Here is a 25,903-nt window from a genome sequence, read left to right on the forward strand (position 1 = left end):
TCACGGTAAATCCTCAAATTCTAACTTTACCTATTAGGCCGCACAAAGTATACTTACCTGGATGGATACGTTTAAGATGGCAGATAATAAAACAAATAAGAGGGGTTATTTTAACGAAAAGGGGTAAGTGTTGTTAAAAAATATATTTGTATACATACGTATGTATGTGTACATAGGGTAAAATGTATCGTTTTCAAAAAGGAATTGTCTAAATAAATTCGCCTCACTTTTGGGATAACTTTTGTTCCATTGTGAGGCGCTTCTCATGGTTTCTCACCCCCCTATTATTTTACCCGGTTACAGAAAACGGTAGTATTAAATCCTTTGTGTAAATAAATGTAAGTAACTGTATTAGGGGGATAAACCACCCGGGCAGGTGGAGCGAAGCGTAGCGGAGCCTCACTTCGCTCCACCTGCCCGGGGACGGCGGCAAAATGTGCCCCGTTTTTTTTACCTTTAAATACAGTTTTTTATGGACGAACAACAATCACAACTCCCGAAGGACTTTTTCAAACAGTTCAAAAGCAAGGAAGAATTCAATTCTTTTTTCAACAGCCTGTATAAGCAGGGCGTGGAAGAGATGCTCAAAGGTGAACTGGACGAGCATCTGGGCTACGAGAAGCACGCCCCGGAAGGCCGTAATTCCGGCAACAGCCGCAATGGTTCCTACAAGAAGAAGGTCAAAACCGATTCGCTGGGCGATATGGTGCTCAACATTCCCCGGGATCGCAACAGCGAGTTTGAGCCCCAGTTGATCCCTAAGGGCCAGCGCATGAGCGATAAATTGGAAGAAGCCATTATCGGCATGTATAGTCGAGGTATGACCAACTCCGATATCAGTGAGCAGGTAAAGGAGGTCTATGGCGTAGACGTCAGTGAAGGCACCATCACCAATGTTACCAACCGGGTGATCGAGCTAGTCAAGGAATGGCAGAACCGGCCCCTGGAGCCCTTATACTACGTTGTTTGGATGGACGGCATCGTGCTGAAGGTGAAGCAAAACGGTAAGTATATCAACAAGTGTATTTACCTGGTCATCGGCCTTAAAAAGGACGGTCTCAAGGAAGTGCTGGGGATGTGGATGGCAGAGACCGAATCGGCCTCTTTCTGGATGGCGGTTCTAACGGACCTGAAGGCCCGTGGAGTAGAGGATATCCTGATCGCCTGTACGGACAATCTCAAGGGCTTTACAGACGCCATTAGGGGCGTTTTTCCGGACACCGTTACCCAACTGTGTATTGTCCATCAGATCCGCAATAGCTGCAAATATGTGGTCTGGAAGGATCGGAAGGAGTTTTGTGCTGACCTGAAGGAGGTCTATGCCGCTCCCAATAAGGAGGCCGCCGAACATGCCCTGGAAGGCTTTGCCAAAAAGTGGGAACAAAAGTACAAGCATGCTATCCTGTCCTGGCGCAATAACTGGGACAACCTGACCAGCTATTTTGCCTTCCCCCTGGAGATTCGTAAAATCATCTACACAACCAATACTATCGAAAATGTGAACCGGGGGATTCGGAAGTATGTCAAAACCAAGGTTCAGTTTACCGATGATATGGCTGCCCAGAAGGCGGTCTACCTGGCCCTGATGAATATTCAAAAAAAGTGGAATGCGCCCTTGCACAATTGGGGGTTCTTACTACATCAATTTGTTACTATCTTTGAAAACAGATGCCGCGTCTAATGCCAGTTACTTCTGATTTACACAAACTATTTTATACTCTCCAGAAAACTGATCAGTTTTGTGTAACTATAAATCTTGTCCAATTTTAGATATTATTTTAACTCTCTGTCTATTTTCCTCAAACCTTTCCTTAAAAATTTGATGATTTTTGAAAAATCAATCACCCTTTTCATTAAACAGACTGTCATAAAGCCAGTAATTCATTGTTTTTAATTAGCTGGTATGAATAACCCACTTTTTCGCAAATTGATTAGTTTATTAACTCTTACATCTACCTTATACCTTGCTTGTAAAAAAGAAGGTGTTAATTCCGGCAACAAGCAGTCTCTTAACATAGGAAATGTTATTTCTGTAGCAGATGCGAGAAAATGGTATGAAAACTCATCTGAAATAATCAGGGATTCTTCAAAAAAGGAATATATCGGTATGCCCGACTGGGAACATACGTTTCAAATCCCGAACACAGATGTGGGAGGCATATTAAAGGTGCCTCTTGAAAACTTTAGAACTCCTTACGGCTATCGGGATCTCTTATTCCAGCAAAATAAGGATGGGGCCATAAATGTAAAGGTGCTACAAATCATAGCATACCCAACCTATCTTCAGAAAAAAATGGGCGAGAATCCGACCATTGCAGGAAATATAAGATTGTTAATATCCAACAACGACTTTTCCGGTTTGTTGCTTCAATATGATACAAAAGGTAATTTTATAGAGGGTAGGAAATATAGAGATGGCGGGGTTAAAAAAATTTTGTCCCCTTTAACGGCGGGTAACAGGAATCTTAGAACAGAAAGCAGCTGTGATGATGAAGAAGGCCCAGATAAAAATTTGTGCTGGATAATTAATCTTCCAACAGTTACAATTACAGCCCCAGCCCTAGGAACTACTCCTTCTCCTTCTTCCTGGGCGTTCCCGGAAATATCTCCAATTCCTGGCCCCGGTATGCCAATCGGCGGCGGCCCTCCTATTGATGTTAGCAAGTATTTTGGCAACCAGATTAAAAGCGAGGTAAAAAACCCTTGTTTAACTGAAGGCATCAACAAAGCGTTGGCCATAAATTTAAAAAACTGGCTATCGAAAGCCATCAGTGATATTTTTGGAGATAAAGCGAATTTTGATTTGATATTCCGGGAAAAACCGGGAAGTGAGATGGCAGGGAAATCAGGCGAATATGATATAAAGGATTCACACTTTGCAGGCCTTGGAACTAAAAACGCCGGAGGCGTAGCATATATCAATTTAAATTCTGACCTTTTACCTTATGCCTCAAAAGAATATATTGTTACCACTGTGTTGCATGAATCTCTTCATGCTTATATGGTAACAAAACAAATCTCATTTAATGCCGCATACGTAAACCAACATGAACTTATAGCTAGTAAATATTCCGGGTACATTTCAGCTGCGTTAAAAGAAATTTTCCCATCGATTTCCTCAACAGATCAAAATGATTTAAGTTGGACAGGTTTACAGGAAACTTTACAATGGACTTCGAAAGATTTAAAAGACAGAAGCGCTAACGCTGATAAGTATTATCCGGGGGATCAAAACGCTACTGCAAAAACACTGATAAATATATATAATCATCAATCCGGTACTGCAGGAACTAAATCCGGCTGTAAATAAAGTTAATTTGAATGAAGACAATTACTGTGCTTACGTATAAATCTCTGCCCATTATTTTATTTTACATATGCTTTAGTTTTATGGTAAAAGGGCAGGCTGTAAAGCTACCAGATAAGGAAGCGGTAAAATTAGTGCGGTTCTTTGGAAAACAGGGAACCATATTAAGAAATGGAAGCTGTAAAGACTGTTCTTATATCGTAGCTATAAAATTGATTTTTAATGCGGACAATAAACCCATAAGGGCTTTGCTTTCGAGTACCGCGCCTACGGATTTACAAGGAATATTAACCGAAATATTACAGCTGCCTGTTGATTGGGACAACCTTTTACGTAAGTGGAAAAAGAAAGTAATTATATTACCAGTTACCTTTCTTTGCCTGAAAAAGGCCGACCATATTTTATTAAATTCAAAGGAAGATTTATCTTACCTTTTTCACTTTGACGATGGATCTACTTTTGATACACGGCAACCTTCGAAGCAATTGGTATTAGATAATATTGAGGTTATTACCCATGACGATATAGGTGACCCTGACCTACTGATAGATAGCAGTAGGTTGCATCATATTAAACAATAATAAAATAAAGTACTATTTATTAGAAATAGATCCGTTTTATGATACTGCATTACAGGTAATTATTCCCAATTTTATTTTACGCTAAATTTTGTTTGTCATTCTTAAACCCAATGTAACATGGGAACAAAGTTCCTATTACCACTGTTGCTAATTTTGATTACTCTATTTGTAGTAGTTAGCTGCGTGAAGAATAAGAAGATGATTATTCCTCGTGAAGAAGAAAAAAAAGAAACCAGCATTCGATTAGTTCCAGATAGCATAGCGAGGATTGTAGCTGTTAGTTTTAACCCGTCGGTATATTTTAATGCGTCTAATCCATCCAACCATTCTCCTCATCGCAATATTCTTTTTGGCAACAATAAGATTAAAAATTCTTTTGTGATCCGTGATGATTCTGGCACACCTGCAATTTACATATACAACTATGCCGACAATCAAGGTTTCCTCATGGTTTCAGCGGATTACCAAATGCAGCCAATTTTGGCATTTGTTGAACGCGGAGAATATAAAGAAGATACCGTGCCAGCAGGGTTAATCCAGTGGGGGAATTGTACGATCAAAAGTATCGAGGCCGTAAGGGCAAAGCTGTACGATAATTCTGAAGCAGCTAACGCTATGTGAGAAGATAAGAACAACTGGCAATTACACATCTAGGACAACAACTCAAATGTCGGGGGAAGATCCGCCAAAATTCATCCTTAATTGAAAAGCTTATGTGTAGGAAATTAATTATATTGTTCACCATTTTGCTGCTTATAGGCAGTAGTTGTAAGAAAAGCAGCAATTCATGTCACTATTATACTCCCCCATCTTCCTTAGCATTTTTACTTAGGAGCAATGAACAACGACTGCATGATACGGTGTTAACCTATATCAAGATTAGTTACTTTGATAAAAATGGTACAAAGAAGTATCTCTCAGATCTCACTCCGGCAATAAATGATTGGGTAAATACTGGAATTATGACAACTAGAGCAATTGGCAGTATAAGCGGAGATCAAGATATTAAAGATTACTATATTGAGTATCGAAATGGTAATATTGATACTCTTTATGTAGACTATAGTGACGAAACCCCAGCATCAAACTGTCAATATATCCGCAGAGAAGTAAGGTATAATGGTAAAAAAGCTGAACTTGATTCTAATTACAGCAAAACTTTTCCTGTTTATAATTTTGACAAGCCATAATTTCAGTAAAATGTGCCCGGCCTTAAAGCCTAAAGGGTATTTTTTCGGTGCCCCTGGTATTTTACCTAACGGGGATGGTTCTTTTGAGATCCTACGGCAAAGCCCACACTATGCAGATACAGGGTTTACATCTGTTTACTATAGATACTTGGATAACGGCGTACCCAAAAACATACAAAATCCCCGGTACTGTACGATCAAGTCGTAGCCATTACAGATGTAATGGCTACGACTTGATAGCACAGTACCAGGGAAAAAGACCCTATCCCCAAAGTTGCCCACAACTTTACAGTCGCCTTGTTTAGAATTTCGTGCCCGGAAGAAATTCAACATCTATAACTCCTGCATCGAAAGTTATAAAGCGGTCTGATGAAAGTGATTTCCTGATAAAAGTCAGCATACAACTTTAGATATACCTGCACTTATATACAGACAGATTTAAAATACTGTAGAATATCACATGATTCACTCTGTAGAATATTATATGATCTAAATTGTAGAATATCACTACATCGCTGTAGTAATGTAGCTACAAGTGGTTTGATGCTTTTCGTTTAGATTTGACGGCATGACTATAAAGATTGTTCCATAAAACTATTCCTATGTGATAACTATTACATTCCTGTTATAAACTTCGAGAATTAAGACGTTCCTCTTTTCGCCGCGGTGCCGGCGATAGTGATTCATTGCCATATTCATATCCTGTATATAATGAGAAAATTTATATCGTTCTCTATCCTGTTGATGTTGTTATTTTCCCGTGCTTTTGCCACTGATTTTTATTGGGTAAATGGCGCCGGTTCGTGGAGTGATCTTAACCACTGGTCTACCACCTCCGGAGGGGTTCCCAATCAATCCATTATTCCCAACCTGAACGATGATGTGCATTTTGATGCCAACAGCGGTTTGGCGGCTAATGCTTTTGTTGATCTGCCCACCGCGAGCCCCGCATATTGTCGCAACATGACATGGGTGGGAGTGACCGTTGCGGCAAACTTTATGTACAGGGGGCAGCCTTTATACATTTATGGTAACGTGGAGCTGGCCGCTTCGGTCCGGTATGGTACCCAAGGACTTAATTTTGTGGGAAGCAGCCCCGCAACTTTGAAAATGAACGGTGCTGGCAGGTATCCGGCTGTAGGATGGTACAATCCTATCAGCGTCAATAAACCAGGATCTTCCCTTACCCTCCTGGATGGAATTCCGGAAGCGTTGGTTGTCAGCGCGGTTAACCTGACGGCTGGCAGCCTGGATATGTCGGATTTTACTCACAGTTTCGGAAATTTTTCCGGTAACAATAGTAACGCGAGGAGCCTGGACATCAGTAATACTACCCTGATCCTGAGCGGCACCTGGGACTACAGGGGCACCAACAACACCATTAATACCGCGAATTCTTATATCAGTGCGGTGATGTTCCATTCGGACCGTTTCAGCTTTCCTAAAGTGGACGTGACTTCAGACGGCAACTCCGGAATGGTGATCAATAATACCACTTTCGATCAGCTCACGTTTACCAGCACTGCCTCTCCTACGCAATCTGTACGAATTGGTACAGGCAATACGGTCAACCGGCTTGAGTATAAAGGAGGGGGATCGATTTCTGGTGGCGGAAATACTATTAAAGATCTTTACATTGCGCCGAGTAACCCGGGATTCTCATTTGTGGGCAATAATACGATCACGGGAAGCCTACATGCCAATACTCCGGATTGTAACGCCCTGTCGCAGATCCTCGGTTATGGAACTGGTGCTACTATTACCTTCGGCCCAGGTGCAGTGGTGGACGTGCGGAATGTTTTAATGACCAACCTGGCTGCAGCCGGAAGCATTTCCCTTCCTGTTACGGTAACCGGCGCAGATGGCGGCGGCAATACAGGCTGGGATTTCCAGCCACGCGCAACGGGCACCACCCTGTATTGGGTAAACGGCGCCGGAGCCTGGAATGATAAGAGCCACTGGGCTTCCTCCAGTGGTGGTACAGGCGGATATTGCGTGCCATTCACGGGGGATAATGTTGTGTTTGATGCCAACAGTGGCTTTACGGCCGGCAACAATACGGTCACAGCAACGGCTGGCACTGCCTGGTGCCATAATATGACCTGGACCAATCTTACAGGTGCTCCCGTATTTGATAACCGGGGTGTTTTTCTCCAAATTTATGGCTCCCTGGTACTAGACCCCACGTTAACCTTATACGGCAACTTTTCTTTTAAAGGAACGGAAGCTGGTACATTGACGACGAACGGCTTTAAACTGGGTACGCCTGTTTTCCGTGTCGAAAGAACCGGAACCAATGGAGGAGTTACTTTAACGGATGATATCACGCATCCCGGGTTCCGGATTATCCACAATTCCGGTAAGTTGCTGCTGCCCAACCGGACATTGCATATTTCCCAGTTTAGCACTGAAACCAGCGGCGTCAGAACAATGGATATTTCCAACTCAACGATCACGGCGGACTATGAATGGCTGACAAATTCCAGTAACAACACCTGGGTGAACAATGGAGCAGGTTCTTTTATCATTGCAAAATCCCGGTTTATTACCAATGGCCTCACTTATCCAAAAGTGCAGATTGATGGAGTGGGCAGTAATGTAAGCATTGTTAACGCCAATATAACCGATCTGTTATTTACCAATACCGGTCTTACCTTCGGTACTATTGCGCTTGGCGGCGGCAATACCATTGGTACAGTCGAATTTAAAGGAGCTGCGGAGATCCGGGGAAACAACACCATTACCAATTTGTTGCTAGCCCCTTCCCGCAATTACAATTTCAGGAATACCCAAACCATCAATGGCCTGTTCCGGTATAACAACCTGGATTGTTCCGGCCTTGGTGAGTTGCGGGGCCTCGGAGGTGTTGCCACATTCAATTTCGGGCCGTCTTCGACTAAAGATGTACAGAATGTGCTGCTACAAAACATAGCCGCGACAGGCACGGGGGTTCCCGTTGCGGTAACCGGCGCGGATGCGGGCGGTAATTCCGGCTTTAATATCACAGCTTCTTCAGGCGGCGCCCGTTACTGGGTAAATGGCAGCGGCGATTGGAACGATGCCGCGCATTGGTCTAATACACCTGGCGGCCCTGGCGGCGCATGTGTTCCCACGGTAGCTAATGATGTGTTTTTTAATGCTAACAGTTTCACCAGCGGCAATAGTGCGGTAACGATTTCCCAGGGCCATGCCTATTGTCGGAATATGGACTGGACCGGCGCCGCATTTGCTCCTACCTTAACTAAGGATGCAGCCTTCAACCTTGAGATCTGGGGCAACCTCGTGATGAACCCCGCTGTCGCGATGAATACAGGGATTTCCCTTGGTGGTCCTGCAGTAGTTCTCACCGGTGCCGCCAATAGCACCATTACCTCTAATGGCGCTGGGCTGGGCAATTTTGATTTTGCCATCAACAAACCGGGTGGCAGCAAGTTAACGTTCACGGATGACTATAATAATGCACAGACTCACATAGACATGCGTAGCGGCAACCTGGATCTCAGCGGCCGTACCATAACCATGGCGTACATCACTGATGATAGCAGAGCAGCCCCGATCAGTATCAATATTACCAATGCCACCATCAACGGCGGATGGCATGCCTTAGGCGCCGGTACTGCTGTGCAGGCTGCCGGTTCCAGGATAGTCGGCGGTATATTCAGGGTCAACAAGGGGGTGTATAACTATGTTGAGGTGACGGGCGCTGGGGATACCAACATGGATATCAGCAACGCCACTATAGACAACCTGTTGTTCAGTAATACCAGTACCGCTTCCCAGGCGTGGATCCGTAGCAACAATACCATTAACAGGCTGGAGTATAAAGGAAGGGGATACATCCAGGCCACCGGCAATGTCATTGATACACTTATCTTTGCTCCCGGCAAGATCTACACGTTCGCGGCCGGCACCAATACCACCATCAATGAAGCATGGTATGGCAGCGGCTCACCCTGTAGTCCCACGCAGATCATCAGCTCATCAACAACTGCGAACGCTACGGTCACCAAAACCGGCGGCACGGTGGATTTCGATTATATCCGCCTGAACCGCATAACCGCGGCTGGTGTTACGCCTTTCAAGGCAAGGGAACATTCCGTTGACCTTGGTGGCAATGTGAACTGGGATATTTCACCATATGACAATTCTGCTACTATCACCGGCCTTGGCCCTGACCGTACAGTTTGCGCCGAAGGGTTTCCCATCGTGTTGAACACAGACGGTTTTTTTGCCGGCCCTTCCGCCACTTACCTGTGGACCGGTGGCAGCACCGGTAAAACGCTGTCCGTTACCAATGGAGGTACTTACAGCGTAACCGTAAAATATCCTGACGGCTGCTCCATTCCAGATACCATTATCATTACTAAGAGCACCGTAACGGTAAACCCGGTTACGGGCACCACCGCTGTATGTGAAAGAAAAACCACCACATTGCAGAGCACTACCGCAGGCGGCACCTGGAGCACCAGCAATGCAGCCATTGCCATAGTGAATGCCAGCGGGGTAGTGACCGGCGTTGCGCCCGGTACCGCCACCATCACTTATACTGTTACTAACAGCAACGGTTGCAGCGCCAGCCAGACAGCCACCGTTACGGTAAATGCAATACCCGCGGTAAATAATATCACCGGTACGCAGAAAGTATTCCAGGGCAGCACAACTACCCTGAGCAATACTACACCCGGCGGCGTATGGAGCAGCAGCAATACAGCCATCGCCACGGTAAGCAACACCGGTGTAGTATCCGGCGTAACCGCCGGCGCTGCCGATATCATTTATACTGTTACCAGCCCGCAGGGTTGTGATTCAGCCCGTAAAGTAACCGTTACAGTAGACGGGTTCACACCCGCCAAACGTGTGCTGTCCGTTACTAAAACAGCCGATGCACAGGAAGCTTCCTCCAATGGTGGTTTTACCATCAGCCTGCCGGCGGGCGTAATGGCTGCTGAGAACATCACGGTCAATTATACCGTTGGCGGCACCGCCAGCGCATCAGATTATACACCATTAAGTGGTACTGCTACCATCATTGCAGGACAAAATAGTATTGCCCTGCCGGTAACCGTTACCGACGATTACTTCATTGAACCAACAGAAACCGTACAGGTGACGTTGAGCGGCGCCACAAGCAGCAATTATACATATACCCTCAGTACTACCAATGGCAATGCCACAGTAAATATAGCGGATGACGATAATACTACTGCCAACAGGGTGTTGACAGTAGTGACTTCGACTTCCTTTAATGAAGGCCCCTTCCCGTCCCTGATCAGGTTCAGACTGCCTTCCGGAGTAAAGACCTCCGAAGACATAACCATTAGCTATACCCTGGGCGGTACAGCGCTCAATGGCATAGATTACAACACACTAAGCGGTAGTGTTGTTATGCCGGCGGGCCAGGATTATGTCGACATCATTGTGAATACTATAGATGATAAAATTATAGAGGGTACTGAAAATGTGATTGTAACGATTACGGGCGGTATCACGGCCTCGCTTGGCAGTTTTGCACCGAGTACCACGCAAGGCAGCGTTACAACACCTTTTAACGACAACGATAATACAGCCGCCAACCGTACACTGAGCGTTACCGCTTTGGGCAATGCCGCTGAGCCTTCTACCAACAGTTCATTCACTATCAGTCTTCCGGCAACCATCACGGTTACAGAGCCGGTTACTGTGAATTATACCATAAGCGGTACCGCATTGAACGGCACCGATTATACCACCATTTCCGGCACTACAGTGATCCCCGCGGGCCAGAACGGTGTGGTGGTACCTGTTACTGTTACGGACGATGCCCTCGTGGAAGCCGATGAAACAGTGATCCTGACAATAAACAATGGCACTTCGGCCAGCTTCGCATTCGCGGCAAGTACTACGGCTGGCAGCGCCACGGTGAATATTGCGGACGATGATAACACGACAGCCAATCGTGTGCTGAGCATCACCAAAACCGGCGATGCAGCGGAGCCAGCTACATCCGGTGGATTCCGCATTAGCCTTCCCACAGGCGTGATGGCTTCAGAAAATATTACAGTCACGTACAATGTAGCGGGCACTGCTACTCCCGGAGCAGACTATAGTACATTATCAGGCACTGCCACTATAGCCGCCGGAACAAACGGGACAGACGTTGCGGTTACCGCTATTGACAACCTGGTGATAGAAAGCACCGAAACGGTTATAGCAACCTTGTCTGCCGCTACATCAGCCAGCTTTACTTATACCCTGAGCACTACGGACGGTAGCGCAACTATCAATATTGCAGACAATGATTTTGCAGGTAACAGCAACATCGTACTGTTCACAAAAGTATCCGATGCCATAGAGGGTGGCACCAAAGGGCAATTCCGCGTTTCGCTTCAGCCAGGTGTTACCAGTGCGGAAGATGTGGCGGTGAGCTTCAGTGTTGCTGGTAGTGCAACGAGCGGCACAGATTATAACATACTTGGGCTCAGCGGCGGCAATATTGTAATACCGGCAGGGGCCAATGAAGTATTTGTTGATATCGACGCCGCAAATGACGGCATGATAGAAGGGCCGGAGAATGTGGTGCTCACACTCACAGGCGCGACTTCTACCAGCCATCCTTTCGTTATTGATCCTTCCAGTAACGGCGGTACTGTAAACATCATTGATGCCAACGCCGCCAGCACTACACCACTGCAGGTAATTACCGGCACCAATGCTGCGGAGCCTTCAATGCCTGCTACCTTCACCGTGAAGCTGGCAGGTGTTGCTACGTCTGCATGGCCGGTTACCGTTGGCTACACCCTTTCCGGCACAGCCACGTCAGGTGTAGATTATCAAAATATTGGAACGATCACCATCCCGGCCAACACCAACGGCGTCACCGTGAATCTCAATGTGCTGGACGACCAGGTGATAGAGCCTACCGAAACAATGACCTTTAAACTGCTTTCGGGCGGAACCTATGGAGGAGGAAATGCCTTCATCTTCCCGCCAGACCCTGCGAACGAAAGCATCACAGTAAACATTGCCGATAACGACGCTACCAGCGCCAACCAGGTACTGAAAGTGGTAAAGACATCTGATGCAGCCGAACCCGCTACACAGGGCAGTTATACTGTTAGCCTGCCAGCGGGTTACACCGCCGGCTCGGATATTACATTCAGTTATGTAATGAGCGGCACCGCTATCCGTAATACGGATTACCAGGTAACAACGGTAACCCTGCCTGCCTACCAGAACAGTGTGATCATCCCGCTGGCTGTAACAGATGACAAGATCATTGAAAATACGGAAACTGCCATCCTCACGCTGAATGCTACTGCAGGTACCGATGGCAATAGCTTTAGCTACACCCGTGATGTTACATCGTTCCAGGCCACAGCTGATATCACAGACGATGACAATATACCGGCCAACCGTATCGTAAGAGTGGTGAAAAATCGTGATGGCACAGAAGATGGTACTTCTGTCAGGTTTGATTTCGAGTTCCCATCGGGAACAGTGGTTTCTTCAGAGCCGGTAACGATTAATTATACGGTTACAGGTACCGCGGTAAAAGGCACGGATTATAATGGTATCACTCCGGCACATTTCAGCGGCATAGCAACCATTTCAGCGGGTGGTTCGGGTACTGCCGTTGTAGGCAACATTGTAGACGACGCGATCATAGAAGGTACGGAAAACATTATTATTACCATCACCAGCGCTTCATCCGGCAGCTTTACCTTTACCCCTGATCCCGCAGAAGGTACGGCTACAGCCGACATTCTGGATAATGATGATGTGCCGGCCAACCGCGTATTAAGCGTGGAAAAAACGACCGACGCGGCGGAAACCGCTACCAAAGGTACGTTCACCATTAGCCTGCCTGCAGGTGTAATCGCTGCAGACGACATTACCGTGAATTATACCGTGAGCGGAACAGCCATTGCAGGTACCGATTATACAGACATTGGCGCTTCAGTGGTGATCCCGGCCGGGCAGAACGCCATAACGGTAGATGTTCCGGTGATAGACGACCAATTGATAGAAACCACCGAAACTGTAGTATTAAAGATCACAGACGGCGTTTCCGCCGGCATGGCATTCACTGCCAGCACCACAGACGGCGAAGCAACCGTAGACATCCTGGATAATGATAACGTTGGAAGCAACCTTATTGTAAGCGTAACGACTACGACCGATGCCTCAGAACCAGGCGCCAACGGCGCAATTACGGTAAGCCTGCCTTTTGGCTATACCGCTTCAGAAGATATCACTGTAGCTTATACAGTTGGCGGCACCGCTACAGCCGGCAGCGATTATGGCACCCTGAGTGGTACGGTAGTAATACCCGCCGGGCAAACCAGCGTACCGGTAATAGTTAACGTAACAGATGACGCCATCCTGGAACCCGCTGAGACCGTAGTGTTGACAATATCAGGCGCGACTTCTGCCAGCTTTACGCTCGTACCTGGTACGACCAACGGCAGCGGTACCGTAGTGATCAATGATGATGATAATACAGCCGCCAACCGTGTCCTCACCAGTACTAAAGGTGCGGACGCAGCAGAGCCAGGCACCAACGGCAGCTTTACGGTTAGTTTGCCTACAGGCATTCAGGCTGCTGAAGATATAACAGTGAATTACACGGTAGACGGCACTGCTACCGCTGGCTCAGATTACGCAGCACTGAGCGGCAGCGTGGTGATCCCCGCAGGCCAGAACAGTGTAAGCGTTCCCGTTACCGTAATCGATGATCAGACGATAGAAGTGACAGAAACAGTAAGAATGACGATCACCGGCGGCAGTTCCGCCAGCTTCACCTTCACCGGTACCGGCGATGCGACATTAGATATTGCAGACAATGACAATACCACCGGCCTGTTACTCGCTGTCAGCAAAGGCGCTGATGGCGCAGAACCCGGCACCAACGGCAGCTTCACTATCAGCCTGCCGGCAGGCATATCCTCTGACGAAGATGTAACGGTGAATTATACTGTCAGTGGTACTGCTACTGCAGGCGATGACTACGCCGCCATCACCGCAGCCGTTACAATCCCTGCGGGACAAAACAGTGTAACCGTTCCCGTGACCATTGCAAACGACCAGGTGATCGAAGGAACAGAAACCGTGATCATGACGCTGGCAGGTGGCAGCAGTGCCAGCTATACCTTTACGGGTACAGGCAGCGCAACCGTGGATATTGCAGACGACGAAAGCACTACGCCGGCCAACCTGGCTTTAAGCATTGCCAATAGCGGTGATGCGGAGGAACCTGGTACAGACGGCAGCTTTACCATCAGCCTTCCTGCGGGTATTACGGCAACTGAAGCCATTACAGTGAACTACACAGTGGCAGGCACGGCCACCGCAGGCACAGACTACGTTGCGTTCACGGGTACAGCGGTTATTTTGCCAGGGCAGAGCAGCGTGAGCATTCCGGTAGCTATAATAGATGACCAGTTGATAGAAAACCCAGAGACCGTGGTTGTATCACTTAACGGCGGTAACAGCGCCAGCTTTACTTTCACCGGAACCGGCAGCGCACTGGTTCATGTTACGGACGACGACAATATCCTGGCTAACCGGGTGCTGAATGTGACAAAAACTACCGATGCAGCAGAACCCTCCACTAATGGAGCATTTAATATCGCACTACCGGCAGGTTTGACTGCACCGGAAGATATCACGGTTAATTATACCATCACCGGTACGGCCATTAGCAACCAGGATTATAGCTCGCTATCCGGCGTAGCAGTGATCCCCGCAGGAAGTAACAGCGTAGATGTGTCGTTGACAGTAATAGATGACCAGTTGATCGAGAACACAGAAACAATAACGATTGCGGTTACCGGCGGCAGCAGCACCAGTTTCACCTTTACTGCCGGCAGCAACGCAACGCTGGATATTGCAGACGATGACAATGTACCGGAAAACCTGGTGCTCAGCATCAAGAAAGCCACGGATGCAGCGGAACCTGGCACTAACGGTAGCTTTAGCATCGGTCTTCCTGCAGGCGTGACGGTGGCAGAGGATATCACTGTTAATTATATGATATCAGGTACCGCTACAGCGGGCGTGGATTATACTACCCTTACGGGCACCGTAACCATTCCTGCAGGCCAGAACAGCGTGAGCCTTCCTGTTACCGTGACGAACGATAATATTCTTGAATCAACAGAAACAGTAATAGCCACCCTCACCGGCGGCGCCAGCGCAAACTTTACCTTCACAGGCACGGGTAATGCCATAGTGAACATCACAGACGATGAAAGCACAGTGCCAGCCAATCTTCAGCTGACAGTCAGCAAAGGCGGCGATGCATTCGAATCAGGTGCCAACGGCAGCTTTACTATCAGCCTGCCGGGTGGTATCACTTCTTCTGAAGCCATAACGGTGAACTACACCATCAGCGGCACAGCAAACGCAGGCACGGATTACGCGACCCTCAGCGGTACCGCTGTGATCCCGGCTGGTCAAACCAGTGTATCCGTTCCGGTTACCGCAATAAATGACCAGGTGATCGAATCGCCTGAAACAGTAATACTCACCCTCAATGGCGGCACATCCGGCAGCCTTATCTTCACAGGTACCGGCAACGCTACGGTTAACATTATGGATGATGATGCAACACCTGCCAACCTTGTGCTGAATGTAGCCAAAGGAGGGGATGCGGCGGAACCGGGTACCAGCGGTAGCTTTACGGTTAGCCTGCCTACAGGCATTCAGGCTGCTGAGGATATAACGGTGAATTACACTGTAGACGGCACAGCTACCGCTGGCTCGGATTACGCAGCACTGAGCGGCAGCGTGGTGATCCCCGCAGGCCAGAATAGTGTAAGCGTTCCCGTTACCGTAATCGATGATCAGACGATAGAAGTGACAGAAACAGTAAGAATGACGATCACCGGCGGCAGCTCCGCCAGCTTCACCTTCACCGGTACGGGCGATGCGACATCAGATATTGCAGACAATGACAATACCACCAACCTGTTACTCGCTGTCAGCAAAGGCGCTGATGGCGCAGAACCCGGCACCAACGGCAGCTTCACTATCAGCCTGCCGGCAGGCATATCGTCTGCTGAAGATGTGACGGTAAATTATACTGTCAGCGGCACCGCTACTGCAGGCGATGACTACGCTGCCATCACTGCAGCCGTTACAATCCCTGCGGGACAAAATAGTGTAACCGTTCCCGTGACCATTGCAAACGACCAGGTGATCGAAGGAACAGAAACCGTGATCATGACGCTGGCAGGTGGCAGCAGTGCCAGCTATACCTTTACGGGTACAGGCAGCGCAACCATGGATATTGCAGACGATGAAAGCACAGTGCCAGCCAATCTTCAGCTGACAGTCAGCAAAGGCGGCGATGCATTCGAGTCAGGTGCCAATGGCAGCTTTACTATCAGCCTGCCGGGTGGTATCACTTCCTCTGAAGCCATAACGGTGAACTATACCATCAGCGGCACAGCAAATGCAGGCACGGATTACGCGGCCCTCAGCGGCACCGCTGTGATCACGGCTGGTCAAACCAGTGTATCCGTTCCGGTTACCGCAATAAATGACCAGGTGATAGAATCACCTGAAACAGTAATACTCACCCTCAATGGCGGCACATCCGGCAGCCTTATCTTCACAGGTACCGGCAACGCTACGGTTAACATCATGGATGATGATGCAACACCTGCCAACCTTGTGCTCAATGCAAGCAAGGGAGGGGACGCGGCGGAACCGGGTACTGATGGCAGCTTCAATATCAACCTGCCCAACAATATCACTTCATCGGTTGATATTATAGTGAATTACTCCATCTCCGGTACCGGCACTAACGGTACTGATTATACGAACCTGACTGGTAGCGTGGTGATACCGGCAGGCCAGAATGGCATCAGTATACCAGTGACCGTAACGGATGATAAGGTTATAGAAGGAGATGAAACGGCGGTCCTGGCTGTCACTGGCGGCAACACTGCTACCGGTCTAATCTTCACAGCAGGTACCAGTGGCACGGTGGTCATTAAGGATGATGACAACAATGCAGATGTAATAGTTAGCGCGGGTATACCTGCTGCGGCAGAAAGCGGAACGAACGGCGCGTTTACTATCAGCGTAGCTGGAGGTAAAGTAGCGGTTGCGAATATTACCGTTACCTATACTATCAGCGGTACTGCCACTGCGGGTTCAGACTACACGACCCTGACCGGGACTATGGTGATCCCCGCAGGCAGCAGCAGCGTTAGCGTGCCGGTGCATGCACTGGATGATGACCTGATAGAACCTGTTGAAACAGTGATCATGAATCTCACAGGTGCATCTTCTTCCGGCATCAACTTTACCATAGGCACTGCCAGCAGTGCAACGGTGAATATCGCGGATGATGACAACACGAACCTCAACCTGCAGGTAGCGGCCACTACACCTGCTGCTGCGGAACCTGCCACAAACGGCGCTTTCACGATCAGCCTTGCAGGTGGTAAACGGACTGCAGAACCACTTACTGTTCATTATACCATCAGTGGTACAGCAACTCCCGGCACCGACTACACAGCGCTTACGGGGTCAGTTACAATACCGGCCGACGCAAGCTCGGTTATTGTTCCGGTACAAGTGATCGATGATAGCAGCGTAGAAACTCCGGAGACAGTAATACTCCACATCACCGGTGGCCAGTCTGCCGGCTATACATACACCGTGGGAGCGGCCGGCCAGGCGGAAGTAACAATCACCAGCGAGGATATCGAGAGCGGTGACCTGATGATAACCAAAGAGATCGTGCAACCGGCATCAGGACCTTACCGGCTGGGACAGGATATCACATACCGTATCAGGGTAGCTAATATTGGTGCGGGGCTGGCAACCGGCGTAGTGGTAACAGATTCACTACCGCTGCAGCTGGCGGTTCCTGCGCGCACTTTGGCGGAAAGAGGAGCGGTGTCAGTATCTGCGGCAGACAGGAAAGTGATATGGACGATCGGAAACATTGTGCCCGGTGCTACTGTATACCTGGAGGTAACCTGCAGGATAACAGAAGGCGGCCAGATGGTGACGGGCGCCGTTGCAACGAGTGGAACTACAGATGCCGACCTTACCAATAATAAGGCAGTATTAAGTGTGGCAATAGAGGGTGCTGATGTTTCATTCCCGAACGTTTTCACTCCGAACGGAGATGGCAAGAACGAGAAGTTCATTATCGGCGGGCTGGAAAAATACCCCGGCTCGGCGCTCTATATCTTCAACCGATGGGGCGGCGGGGTGTACCAGTCTAAAAATTACAATAATGACTGGAACGGTTCGGATCTGAATGAAGGAACATATTTCTATATCCTGGAAGTGAAGAAGCCCGATGGTATCAAAAAGTATAAAGGCTGGGTAACCATCATAAGATAATTGACACCTTATTAACTGCTGATCTTAAAAGTGAAAAAGATGCAAACACTACGCAACGCAGGCATTATGGTCTTGCTGCTCATCATAGGAAGCCGCGCGATAGCGCAACAGAATATACAGTTCAGCCAGTATGTGTTCAACGGGTTAAGTGTTAACCCGGCATATGCAGGGTATAAGGAAGACCTGTACCTGAATGCCACCTACCGGCACCAGTGGGCCGGCTTTCCCGGTGCGCCCCGCACCGGCGGGATATCCCTGGACGGGGTCACGCCTTCCAGTGACAACAAGGTGGGGCTGGGGTTGCAAATGCTGTTTGATAAGCTGGGGCCACAGGATGCTTTGTCGCTATATGGATCCTATTCATACCGGATACCATTGGATGATGAAGGTACGCGCCGGTTATGCCTCGGTATCGGTGGCGGGGTTACCCAGTATTCTATAGATGGGAATGCGTTGCGGTATACCGATAATGATGATGTGGCGTTGCCTTTGGGGAAGAAGAGCGTTTGGGTACCGGATGCACGTTTCGGTATCTATTACTTTAGCCCCCGCTTTTATGCAGGCGCCTCCATCATGGACCTGTTCTCACTCTATACCGATGCTTCGCGTTATACATGGAAAGGCAATAACTATTCCACTATCCGTAAAACCCAGCATCTGTATGTAACCACAGGGGCCATGTTCCCGCTGGGGGAAAATTTTCAGCTCAAACCCTCCATCCTGATCAAGGAAGATTTTAAAGGACCTACCAATGTAGACATCAATGCTTTTCTTCTGATAGGAGAGAAGCTCTGGGTAGGTGGTTCTTATCGCACGAACGTTAAACTATGGAACAAAAATAATCTTCCGGCTGATTTGAGCGAACTGGATGCCGCCAGCGTCATGGTAGAGTTCTATGCTACAGCGCAACTGCGCATTGGATACTCTTATGATCTGAGCATCAATAAAATGGCAGGCTATCAGGGAGGCTCGCATGAAATATCGCTGGGCTTTTTACTCCCTTCTAAAAGGTTTGCTGTACAGAACCCCCGATATTTTTAAACTCTTAGCTTTTTTGCGTATGATACGTCGCACAATAATTGTCGTCCTGCTGTTAATACTGATCGCTTTCAGCTCGTACAGCCAGGAACAGAAAACCGTTCAACAGTTAGCCGGTGAAGCCTATGTAAGGCAGGAATATGCCGTAGCGGCTGCGCTCTATAAACGGATAGCGCGCGCCAAAGGAGATAAGATGCCGGTAGACCAGTGGATGAAGATGGCGCGCAGCTACCAGGAGATCGGCAACTTCAAAGAAGCAGCGGGTTACTATCAGCAGATCATCGCAAGGCCGGATCGGCCTGTATCAGCGTATTTCGCCTATGGAGAAGTGCTGCGCCAGCTGGAACAGTATGATATCGCAAAGCAACAATACGCCCTGTTCTCCACCTCCAATGCAGACAGTCTCAAACTGAAGGATGTTGCCATGCAAAGCTGTGATAGTGCAGTTTTATGGAAAAAACAACCTGCTAACATACAGATCCAACCACTTAAAGAGCTGAACACTCCGGGTTCTGATCTCGTGAGCGGAGTGATGGATAAAGGCCTGCTGCTGATGTCTAACGGGTATCGTTCGCTGTCGTTGAACGGGCGCTCAGAATCTAATCCCCGCACCGATAAGCGCACGGAGCAGCCTTATTATAAAGCATATGCCTACCAGCAGTACAGCCAGGGCAATACCAGTATGTACCTGCGGGAGCTGACACCGTCCCTGTTAGGTGGTTATGACTATCATATCGGCCCTGTATGTCTGAACAGGACAGAAGATACGCTTTACGCCACTATTAACATACAGGGCAACGATATACCGGTTACCAGCAAAGGGCCGGCAAATGGCGTGCGCCAGTTACAGATCTATCAATCTGTAAAGAAGAATGGCAAATGGGAGCAGCTCACGCTTATACCGGGCATCAATCTCGAGGGTTACTCTTCCAGTCATGCAGTACTGAACAGCGGCGGTAATGTGCTGTACTTTGTATCCGACCGCCCCGGAGGCTATGGAAGCACAGACCTCTGGTACTGTGAAAAGCAGGCCGATGGTACCTGGGGCGCGCCGGTCAACTGCGGCGATAAGATCAACACAGTGGCGGCAGAAACCTTTCCCACTGTCAATGAAGAAGGTATTCTGTACTTCTCCAGCAAAGGTTACGCAGGCATGGGCGGTTATGATATTTACCGCGTAAAAGGAGAGCGGGCCGCCTGGGGAACACCGGAGAATATGAAAGTGCCTTTCAACTCCGGTGCTGACGATATAGGGCTCATCTTAAAACGCAATGGTTATGAAGGCTACCTGGCTTCCAATAAACAGGGAGGCATGGGCAAAGACGATATCTATTATTTCACAGATCCCGGGTACTTTAACCGGGTCAATCATGTAACACCTTCATCTCCTGTAAGAGATCATACTATAGCGCCCATCGCCATCACAGAAGGACAGCCTCATTCTGTGGAGAAGCTGCATACCGCAGAGGAGCAGCAGGACAAACGAGAACTGGAACAGCTGAAGTTCTACTATGATTATAATAGCGCATCGCTGCTAGCCGAATCACGCAAGATACTGGACCATATAGCCACAGTACTGAAGCGTCATCCAGACTGGAAGATCATGGTCGCTTCCTTTGCTGACAGCCGCGGACCTGACCAGTATAATACGGATCTTTCTGCACTGCGTTGTTATGCAGTGATAGATTACCTGGTCAATAAAGGCATCGATCCCAGGAAACTATATTACAACAACCAGGGCGAACGCGAACCGGTGAACGGTTGTAAGGATGGAGTGCCCTGCCGTGAAGAGGAGCACAAGCAGAACAGGCGCTCGGAACTGAAAGTGAAATGGTAACATCGGAAATTGACACCCGGACAGCTGAAAATTGGCTGAGCGGCACTTAGTTGAGAATGAGATGAAATGCAGGCATGATAAATTTGAAGTGGTTTTGCTGTTTAGCTTACCTGTACTTTTTCTGAATCATACCAGTTAACGGTCCTATGAAGTGTCTCTTCGAATTTAAAAATGTCGTCGAGGGTCATAATCTCTGTCTTTGTTTCTTTTTTTTGCTCATCAAAGGTGCCTATATATTTTCGCGAACCATTAAAATACAGCCTGCATATTGTTTTCCGGTTATTGTCGTCCAGTAATATGGCGAAATAGGATTGAGCATCCCTGTAGGCCACCCTGGCAGGCTTTATTAATTGACGGAGAATTGTTTTTACAATCATATAACCTTCTTTTTCCTCTTCGGTAGTTTCAATTACCGCACCCTTTTCCTCGGTACTTGTGGGCGCTAATTCTTTTTCAGGATCAGATGGCTCAGCCTCATTTTCCTTTTTTAGCGCAGATTTAAGTCTGTCGGTGATCAGGTCATTAATGTATTGTTGAATCGACTTCCTGGTAAGAGCGCCGAACTGCTCAACCATTTTTGAAGTTAACATACCCTTGTATATCTGTTTGGCAAAGAGTTTAATCAATCCTTCTGAAGGGTTTTGAAACTCAATGTTTATCAGCGTTTTGAGCTCATTCATATATTTTAGCTCGCTCGCGGTGGTTTGAATATTTTCCAGGTTGAAGTATGACTTGTGGAATTTCTTTAGTTCTTCGATCTGGTTGTCTTTTATATCCGTAACATTAAATTCAAAGAAGGGTTTCTCATCCATTTTATTCTGCTCTGCAAGATCTGTATAAAACCGGTAGATGATCCCGTTGGATAACAGCCCGAACTTGGCGGCTGTGGTATGGAAGTAGCGGAAAAGCTGGGAGTTGTGCGGGTCCAGGCTTTCTCCCCAGTGTTTACATTCGATGAGTATGGAAGGCTTGCCTTCTTTCAGGATCGCATAGTCCACTTTCTCACCCTTCTTGATCCCGATATCCGCTATGAATTCCGGCATTACTTCAAATGGGTCAAATACATCGTAGCCCAGGACTTTAATAAAGGGCATGATAAAAGCATTCTTGGTTGCTTCTTCTGTCAGAATCTGGTTTTTGAGCTTTTCGACTTTGTCGCCGAAGAGTTTGATCTCATCTTTAAAATCCATCGGAGTTTATTTTTGATATTAATGTTGTTAGAAATTTTATCATTCAAATCCTTTTCCAAGGGCATCCAGCCGTCGTATTTGTAAGTTCATATGGTGGAGTACTACTTTTTCGTAGTCGTTAGACCTGTCGCCCAACTTACTGAATAACACCAGCATCTCTATGAACAGGAAAAACAGGATCCACAGGGCCCAGAAGCACAATGCAACGTGCGATGCGGATAACATCTGCTTCATGATGGTTAACTCATCCAGGAAACCTGTACTGGCTTTCATTTCTTTTTCAAGTGCAGGTCTGATATGAAGCAACTCGTTTTCCTTTTGGGCTCTTTGTTGCCGCATATCGCCAATGATGGAGTCAAGTGCCGGTAGTAATGCTGTTTTAGGATTCAGCAGCAGTACTGTTCCAACAGTGCGATCACTGATCGTCTTCCAGATAATGGTATCTTTTCCTGAAGATGTTACTGTTTGCACAGGCATTCTTTTTGTTGCCATTGTTGTAGTTGTGGCAGTTGTAGTTGGATGTTTAGTAATATCTTCCACGTAATTATCTTTCTCCTGTTCTTTTTTGCTAATTGCTGTTTCCAGCGCGGCGATCTGTTTTCTTAATTCTTCCGTTTTTGAGGGTAGTATCATGTTCACTTTTTCTGAGATGTAGAAATTTTTCTCTGTCTCAATATCTTTCTCGAACAATATCTGATCGATGATCACCGCGCCCAGGATAGACATCATGAAAGCCAGGCAGCCCCTGAAAATCAGCAGTAGCCGGCTGGGATGGATGGATAAGACGATCTGCTTTTCGACCTGTACAATGATTATAGTTGAAAGGGCTCCCGCCAGTATACACCCCGGCATGCTTAGCGACAGGTAACGGTGTGCAAAAGTAAAACCAATAAAAAACCACAGGATGCAAACGATCAGCATAGCGGCAGTATATTTCTTCACAGATTTAAAAGCAGCTTCACTGCAGTTTTTCAGGATGTTGTAGTTATACCCGGTGATGAAGCAACCGAAACGGATCCATAGATGTTTCATAAGGCCGGCTTTAGAAGTTTTTGTTAAGGATGATATGACTTGAAATTGCTGCAAGACCATTCCTGAATCCGCGGGTATAGCTGATAACAATACCATGACCTACACCTTCGTTTAGCTTTGCCTGCTCTTCGATTTCTTTGACCTGGCTGATATGGCTCTCGGCAATTTCCTTCTTAACAACAAGCTCTTCTACTGTATCTATCATTCCACTTCTGCTCCTGCTGGTGATGTGAAAATTAATTTGCAGGATAAAATCTTCGTAGAACGTTTTTACTTTCCTGATAGATCTTTCCAGGTCGTTTTTCAACGCAACTACATTCTGATTCAGATGGCTGGCATCTGGATTTATTAATGCATCGTTATACCCCTTGGATTCATAATTCTTGTCGAGAAAATCGTACAGAAGATGGATGCCACCATTGAACGGAACCGCAGTTTTTTCGCCAGGTTGCTCTTTTCCCGGCGCCTCTTTTTCAATAAAAGTAGTTTCCGGATTATCGGGTACCGCGTTTTCGATCTCCAGGGCGTGGGAATGGCCATTTTGGCGTTGCCGGTTGAAAATATCAAATAAGCTCATAGATATTTTATTAAATGGTAATTGTTGGTACTTTGTATTTATTATGTCCTTTATTATGACAGGATTCGCAAAGCGTGATCAGCAGATGGCCGGGGTAGTCCCAGGGAAGGCGGAATTTTTACTCGCTTGCTATGAAATGATAGTACGGCACATCGTTTGGAGTTGTCATAATAACACAGGTTAGCGTTTATTGAAATATAGTTACAATCGCATCCGGTTCATTGCTCCCACTTACAAAGGGTTCTGGTTGCCATTGCTTTCTCAAGGTTAATACTGATGATTTGATGCTTACAATTACTTAATCCACGGCATTTTGAATTATAATGATATCTTGTTGCACTTTTGCTGTCGCAGATATATACTGTTACCTGGTTACAGTGGATATAACTTATAAGCAGCCAGGCGTATAGGAGTTTCATGGCTCGATGATTCGGGAAAGAAAGGGTTATAGAACAACTGTTTAGCGTTTAACTTGTATGGCAGGTGCTACAACAGGTTAAACAACCATTTGCCTTTTGATAATGTTTCTTTGCTTCACGAATAGCTTCCTGGCAGGTTTCAAATTCTCCCAAATAGATGCGGTTGTGCATCCCGGCAAAGTAATAGCAGGTGCTGAGGTGAACTTCATGATCGCCATTCGGCTGTTCATTATTATTTACATAATACAGCTGTTTCATAGTGTTATTTTTTAATTTCGAAAAACAAAAATATATTCCGTTAACCTTCTTTTTTTACGGGAAACCGTAATCTGTTTTTTTCTTTTTTAATTGGTAAAAAGGATGTCCAATGTATATTTTCCATCATTTTTTTAAATACGGTTTTCCGTATTCTGCAGTCTGTTCCCATACCTAACTTGCGGGAAATATTCATTCCGATTAATCAGTTCTACAATATCATTTATGACAACAATTTTTCTTGACTACCAGCAACTGGTCATGCGCGCGTATGAACGCAAGAAGGCAAACAATACGTTACCACACGGCCTGATGCATCTCACACCTGCGAAGCTCAAAGATGAATGTGTGAAAAGATGTACCAAAGATGTAAGCAGGCGGGATGAAAAGGTTATCAGGGATTTCTGTGGTGATTTAAACGAATCGAGAAGCTATCACAGCATCATTCAACGATGCGACACGGATAAGTTCAGACCATTGGTGAATTACCTGAAAGGGAAGTCGGACAGCACAGAAGAGAAGAATATTGAGCTACTGGCATGGCTGATTGACTTTCGTGACAGGCCCTGGGAAATAGGGAAGGAGATTTCCGGTGATGATGATATGGATACAGAGCCGGTGTTGAATACCGCCCCGGGAGCGGGAGGTGTGGAAACGACCACCGTTGGCCTGCCCTTAACCGGAGACGTTAAAAAGGACCCGGTAATTCCAGGGGAAAAGGAGAGTGATAGCCCTAAAACCGGGAGAAGATCCACGAAAACACTGGCTGCCGCAGTTATGTTATCGCTGGTGCTGGGCACAGGCAGTATGTGGTGGTGGAAAGATAAATCAGGCGATTGTATGTATTGGCATGAAGATCATTACGAGCCTATACCCTGTAACGAAAAAATACCCAATACGATGATCATAGCGTTAGATGACATGAGGTTGAAGGGCTTCAGGAAGATTACCAGGCCCGATACTATCACCTACCAGGCTATAGGAAAAGTTTGGTATTCTAAAATTAACACGAATATAGAATACTTTACATCGGGAGGGGAGCACCCGGTCATTTTTGGTCGCCAGCTGAAACCAATTACCACCTACATTATAGAGAAGCATATTCTCACAGGTGTGATCAGGAAATAGCA

13 protein-coding genes are annotated in these 25,903 nt (G+C 47.0%); 9 read left to right on the top strand and 4 right to left on the bottom strand.

Annotated features, from left to right (window positions below; genetic code table 11):
- Positions 1–472 precede the first annotated feature (472 nt).
- The 8 genes from FN124_RS25785 to FN124_RS25820 all read left to right on the top strand — a co-directional run bounded on the left by FN124_RS25785 (position 473) and on the right by FN124_RS25820 (position 21,300).
- On the top strand, positions 473–1,681 hold the full coding sequence (locus FN124_RS25785) for an IS256 family transposase (protein WP_142683371.1): 1,209 nt from the start codon (positions 473–475) through the stop codon (positions 1,679–1,681).
- Between the two features lie 222 nt (positions 1,682–1,903).
- The gene (locus FN124_RS25790) at positions 1,904–3,310 is read left to right on the top strand and encodes a hypothetical protein (protein WP_142687673.1); all 1,407 of its coding nucleotides are present in this window, start codon (positions 1,904–1,906) and stop codon (positions 3,308–3,310) included.
- An 11-nt stretch (positions 3,311–3,321) separates the two neighbouring features.
- Positions 3,322–3,888 (top strand): hypothetical protein, encoded by a 567-nt coding sequence (locus tag FN124_RS25795; protein WP_142687674.1) that lies wholly within the window; start codon positions 3,322–3,324, stop codon positions 3,886–3,888.
- Between the two features lie 117 nt (positions 3,889–4,005).
- Positions 4,006–4,509, top strand: a complete 504-nt coding sequence (locus FN124_RS25800) for a Spi family protease inhibitor (RefSeq protein WP_142687675.1) — start codon at positions 4,006–4,008, stop codon at positions 4,507–4,509.
- 341 nt (positions 4,510–4,850) lie between these two features.
- Complete coding sequence (locus FN124_RS25805; protein WP_142687676.1) at positions 4,851–5,078, top strand: hypothetical protein; 228 nt, start codon at positions 4,851–4,853, stop codon at positions 5,076–5,078.
- A gap of 711 nt (positions 5,079–5,789) precedes the next feature.
- Positions 5,790–18,425 carry a Calx-beta domain-containing protein gene (locus FN124_RS25810; RefSeq protein WP_142687677.1) on the top strand — a complete coding sequence of 4,212 codons (12,636 nt, stop codon included), beginning with the start codon at positions 5,790–5,792 and terminating at the stop codon, positions 18,423–18,425.
- 39 nt (positions 18,426–18,464) lie between these two features.
- Positions 18,465–19,466, top strand: coding sequence for a PorP/SprF family type IX secretion system membrane protein (locus FN124_RS25815; protein ID WP_142687678.1), 1,002 nt, complete (start codon positions 18,465–18,467; stop codon positions 19,464–19,466).
- Positions 19,467–19,485: 19 nt separating this feature from the next.
- Complete coding sequence (locus tag FN124_RS25820; protein WP_185937375.1) at positions 19,486–21,300, top strand: OmpA family protein; 1,815 nt, start codon at positions 19,486–19,488, stop codon at positions 21,298–21,300.
- 101 nt (positions 21,301–21,401) lie between these two features.
- Here FN124_RS25820 and FN124_RS25825 read toward each other — a convergent pair whose 3' ends face one another.
- From FN124_RS25825 to FN124_RS25840, 4 genes are all read right to left on the bottom strand, one after another.
- Positions 21,402–22,490, bottom strand: coding sequence for a type I restriction endonuclease (locus FN124_RS25825; protein WP_142687680.1), 1,089 nt, complete (start codon positions 22,488–22,490; stop codon positions 21,402–21,404).
- 39 nt (positions 22,491–22,529) lie between these two features.
- Positions 22,530–23,522 (bottom strand): DUF4407 domain-containing protein, encoded by a 993-nt coding sequence (locus FN124_RS25830; protein WP_185937376.1) that lies wholly within the window; start codon positions 23,520–23,522, stop codon positions 22,530–22,532.
- 10 nt (positions 23,523–23,532) lie between these two features.
- Entirely contained in the window at positions 23,533–24,099 is a 567-nt protein-coding gene (locus FN124_RS25835; protein ID WP_142687682.1) for a hypothetical protein, read from the bottom strand.
- Between the two features lie 467 nt (positions 24,100–24,566).
- Positions 24,567–24,776 (bottom strand): hypothetical protein, encoded by a 210-nt coding sequence (locus tag FN124_RS25840; RefSeq protein WP_185937377.1) that lies wholly within the window; start codon positions 24,774–24,776, stop codon positions 24,567–24,569.
- A 222-nt stretch (positions 24,777–24,998) separates the two neighbouring features.
- On the opposite strand from FN124_RS25840, the gene FN124_RS25845 reads away from it, so the two are divergent.
- Entirely contained in the window at positions 24,999–25,901 is a 903-nt protein-coding gene (locus tag FN124_RS25845) for a hypothetical protein (RefSeq protein WP_142687684.1), read from the top strand.
- The last annotated feature ends 2 nt before the right edge of the window (positions 25,902–25,903 follow it).

It is taken from the genome of Chitinophaga polysaccharea (assembly GCF_902150045.1).
GTDB lineage: Bacteria > Bacteroidota > Bacteroidia > Chitinophagales > Chitinophagaceae > Chitinophaga > Chitinophaga polysaccharea_A.

Bases quoted from the DNA above. Each gene is read 5' to 3' on its own strand.
- FN124_RS25790 (WP_142687673.1), top strand. From the start codon at position 1,904: ATGAATAACCCACTTTTTCGCAAATTGATTAGTTTATTAACTCTTACA.
- FN124_RS25795 (WP_142687674.1), top strand. From the start codon at position 3,322: ATGAAGACAATTACTGTGCTTACGTATAAATCTCTGCCCATTATTTTA.
- FN124_RS25825 (WP_142687680.1), bottom strand. From the start codon at position 22,490: ATGGATTTTAAAGATGAGATCAAACTCTTCGGCGACAAAGTCGAAAAG.
- FN124_RS25840 (WP_185937377.1), bottom strand. From the start codon at position 24,776: ATGAAACAGCTGTATTATGTAAATAATAATGAACAGCCGAATGGCGAT.
- FN124_RS25800 (WP_142687675.1), top strand. From the start codon at position 4,006: ATGGGAACAAAGTTCCTATTACCACTGTTGCTAATTTTGATTACTCTA.
- FN124_RS25845 (WP_142687684.1), top strand. From the start codon at position 24,999: ATGACAACAATTTTTCTTGACTACCAGCAACTGGTCATGCGCGCGTAT.
- FN124_RS25830 (WP_185937376.1), bottom strand. From the start codon at position 23,522: ATGAAACATCTATGGATCCGTTTCGGTTGCTTCATCACCGGGTATAAC.
- FN124_RS25835 (WP_142687682.1), bottom strand. From the start codon at position 24,099: ATGAGCTTATTTGATATTTTCAACCGGCAACGCCAAAATGGCCATTCC.
- FN124_RS25805 (WP_142687676.1), top strand. From the start codon at position 4,851: ATGACAACTAGAGCAATTGGCAGTATAAGCGGAGATCAAGATATTAAA.
- FN124_RS25785 (WP_142683371.1), top strand. From the start codon at position 473: ATGGACGAACAACAATCACAACTCCCGAAGGACTTTTTCAAACAGTTC.
- FN124_RS25820 (WP_185937375.1), top strand. From the start codon at position 19,486: ATGATACGTCGCACAATAATTGTCGTCCTGCTGTTAATACTGATCGCT.
- FN124_RS25810 (WP_142687677.1), top strand. From the start codon at position 5,790: ATGAGAAAATTTATATCGTTCTCTATCCTGTTGATGTTGTTATTTTCC.
- FN124_RS25815 (WP_142687678.1), top strand. From the start codon at position 18,465: ATGCAAACACTACGCAACGCAGGCATTATGGTCTTGCTGCTCATCATA.